This window comes from Staphylococcus pseudoxylosus (genome assembly GCF_003697915.1).
GTDB classification, from domain to species: Bacteria; Bacillota; Bacilli; order Staphylococcales; family Staphylococcaceae; genus Staphylococcus; species Staphylococcus pseudoxylosus.
In genome coordinates, this window is sequence record NZ_RCVN01000031.1 from 1 (window position 1) to 1,936 (window position 1,936).

The following is a 1,936-nucleotide window of genomic DNA, read 5'->3' on the forward strand; positions in this document are numbered from 1 at the left end:
CTCATTCCGGGAAGGAATGTGTTCTGAGAGTTGAACTACTCCCGCTTAATTATTAGATTATGGAGCGGAAGATAGGACTTGCACCTATACCACGTTCCGGGAAGGAACGTATTCTGAAAGTTGAAATACTCCCGCATTTTGATGAAGGCGGCAACCGGATTTGAACCGGTGATAAAGGTTTTGCAGACCTCTGCCTTACCACTTGGCTATGCCGCCAATAAAAAACTGGGCTAGCTGGATTCGAACCAGCGCGTGATGGAGTCAAAGTCCATTGCCTTACCGCTTGGCTATAGCCCATTAATATAAAGGGCGGATGATGGGAATCGAACCCACGAGTGTCGGAACCACAATCCGATGCGTTAACCACTTCGCCACAACCGCCATGGCAGGGGCAGTAGGAATCGAACCCACATCAAAGGTTTTGGAGACCTCTATTCTACCGTTGAAATATGCCCCTATTAAATTAAAAATATATGGTGGAGGGGGGCAGATTCGAACTGCCGAACCCGAAGGAGCGGATTTACAGTCCGCCGCGTTTAGCCACTTCGCTACCCCTCCTAAGAATGGTGCCGGCCAGAGGACTTGAACCCCCAACCTACTGATTACAAGTCAGTTGCTCTACCAGTTGAGCTAGGCCGGCTTGCATAAAATGGTTCAGGACAGAGTCGAACTGCCGACACATGGAGCTTCAATCCATTGCTCTACCAACTGAGCTACTGAACCATAATTAAAATGGCGGTCCCGATGGGATTCGAACCCACGATCTCCTGCGTGACAGGCAGGCGTGTTAACCGCTACACTACGGGACCTTTAAAAATTGCGGGAGGCGGATTTGAACCACCGACCTTCGGGTTATGAGCCCGACGAGCTACCGAACTGCTCCATCCCGCGGTAATAATATTAATGGCGGAGGAAGAGGGATTCGAACCCCCGCGAGCCGTTAAGCTCCTGTCGGTTTTCAAGACCGATCCCTTCAGCCGGACTTGGGTATTCCTCCACAAATATTAGCTAAAAATAAATTATATTCAATTATGATAAAAATGGCGGAGGAAGAGGGATTCGAACCCCCGCGGGCCGTTAAGCCCCTGTCGGTTTTCAAGACCGATCCCTTCAGCCGGACTTGGGTATTCCTCCAAAATTATATGGACCTTGCAGGATTCGAACCTGCGACCGAACGGTTATGAGCCGTTAGCTCTGACCAACTGAGCTAAAGGTCCTAAATATAATTTACAACTAATAATTAGTGGCGGTGGAGGGGATCGAACCCCCGACCTCACGGGTATGAACCGTGCGCTCTAGCCAGCTGAGCTACACCGCCGTTGTATTTAGGTTGTATTATTAAATATGGTGGAGACTAGCGGGATCGAACCGCTGACCTCCTGCGTGCAAAGCAGGCGCTCTCCCATCTGAGCTAAGCCCCCATATATATTTTAGGTTTATCGGGAAGACAGGATTCGAACCTGCGACCCCTTGGTCCCAAACCAAGTGCTCTACCAAGCTGAGCTACTTCCCGTAAATTAATGCGCCCAATAGGGGTCGAACCTATAACCTCTTGATTCGTAGTCAAGTACTCTATCCAGTTGAGCTATGGGCGCATAATTTTATAGGATTATGCCGAGGACCGGAATCGAACCGGTACGGTGATCTCTCACCGCAGGATTTTAAGTCCTGTGCGTCTGCCAGTTCCGCCACCCCGGCAAAAATAATGGAGCAGAAGACGGGATTCGAACCCGCGACCCCGACCTTGGCAAGGTCGTATTCTACCGCTGAACTACTTCTGCATATGCGGGTGAAGGGAGTCGAACCCCCACGCCGTAAGGCGCTAGATCCTAAGTCTAGTGCGTCTGCCAATTCCGCCACACCCGCGATATTAAAATAATGGTGAGCCATAGTGGGCTCGAACCACTGACCCTCTGATTAAAAGTCAGATGCTCTA

Annotated in this window: 20 tRNA genes; all 20 read right to left on the reverse strand. The window is 50.2% G+C overall.

Annotation, left to right across the window (positions count from 1 at the left end):
* Nucleotides 1-60: 60 nt before the first annotated feature.
* Nucleotides 61-135, reverse strand: a tRNA-Gly gene (locus D9V42_RS15170).
* Between the two features lie 10 nt (nucleotides 136-145).
* Nucleotides 146-216: transfer RNA gene (locus D9V42_RS14450), tRNA-Cys, on the reverse strand.
* Between the two features lie 9 nt (nucleotides 217-225).
* A tRNA-Gln gene (locus D9V42_RS14455) sits at nucleotides 226-297 on the reverse strand.
* An 11-nt stretch (nucleotides 298-308) separates the two neighbouring features.
* A tRNA-His gene (locus D9V42_RS14460) sits at nucleotides 309-381 on the reverse strand.
* A gap of 2 nt (nucleotides 382-383) precedes the next feature.
* Nucleotides 384-457: transfer RNA gene (locus tag D9V42_RS14465), tRNA-Trp, on the reverse strand.
* 17 nt (nucleotides 458-474) lie between these two features.
* Nucleotides 475-558: transfer RNA gene (locus tag D9V42_RS14470), tRNA-Tyr, on the reverse strand.
* A gap of 6 nt (nucleotides 559-564) precedes the next feature.
* Nucleotides 565-640: transfer RNA gene (locus D9V42_RS14475), tRNA-Thr, on the reverse strand.
* A gap of 10 nt (nucleotides 641-650) precedes the next feature.
* Nucleotides 651-723: transfer RNA gene (locus D9V42_RS14480), tRNA-Phe, on the reverse strand.
* Nucleotides 724-733: 10 nt separating this feature from the next.
* Nucleotides 734-809 (reverse strand) — tRNA-Asp (locus D9V42_RS14485).
* A gap of 8 nt (nucleotides 810-817) precedes the next feature.
* Nucleotides 818-891 (reverse strand) — tRNA-Met (locus D9V42_RS14490).
* Nucleotides 892-904: 13 nt separating this feature from the next.
* Nucleotides 905-997: transfer RNA gene (locus D9V42_RS14495), tRNA-Ser, on the reverse strand.
* A gap of 44 nt (nucleotides 998-1,041) precedes the next feature.
* Nucleotides 1,042-1,134, reverse strand: a tRNA-Ser gene (locus tag D9V42_RS14500).
* A 9-nt stretch (nucleotides 1,135-1,143) separates the two neighbouring features.
* A tRNA-Ile gene (locus D9V42_RS14505) sits at nucleotides 1,144-1,217 on the reverse strand.
* A gap of 27 nt (nucleotides 1,218-1,244) precedes the next feature.
* A tRNA-Met gene (locus tag D9V42_RS14510) sits at nucleotides 1,245-1,318 on the reverse strand.
* A 27-nt stretch (nucleotides 1,319-1,345) separates the two neighbouring features.
* Nucleotides 1,346-1,421: transfer RNA gene (locus tag D9V42_RS14515), tRNA-Ala, on the reverse strand.
* 18 nt (nucleotides 1,422-1,439) lie between these two features.
* Nucleotides 1,440-1,513: transfer RNA gene (locus D9V42_RS14520), tRNA-Pro, on the reverse strand.
* A gap of 8 nt (nucleotides 1,514-1,521) precedes the next feature.
* Nucleotides 1,522-1,595, reverse strand: a tRNA-Arg gene (locus D9V42_RS14525).
* A 17-nt stretch (nucleotides 1,596-1,612) separates the two neighbouring features.
* Nucleotides 1,613-1,698: transfer RNA gene (locus D9V42_RS14530), tRNA-Leu, on the reverse strand.
* 8 nt (nucleotides 1,699-1,706) lie between these two features.
* Nucleotides 1,707-1,781 (reverse strand) — tRNA-Gly (locus tag D9V42_RS14535).
* A 3-nt stretch (nucleotides 1,782-1,784) separates the two neighbouring features.
* Nucleotides 1,785-1,866: transfer RNA gene (locus D9V42_RS14540), tRNA-Leu, on the reverse strand.
* Between the last annotated feature and the right edge of the window lie 70 nt (nucleotides 1,867-1,936).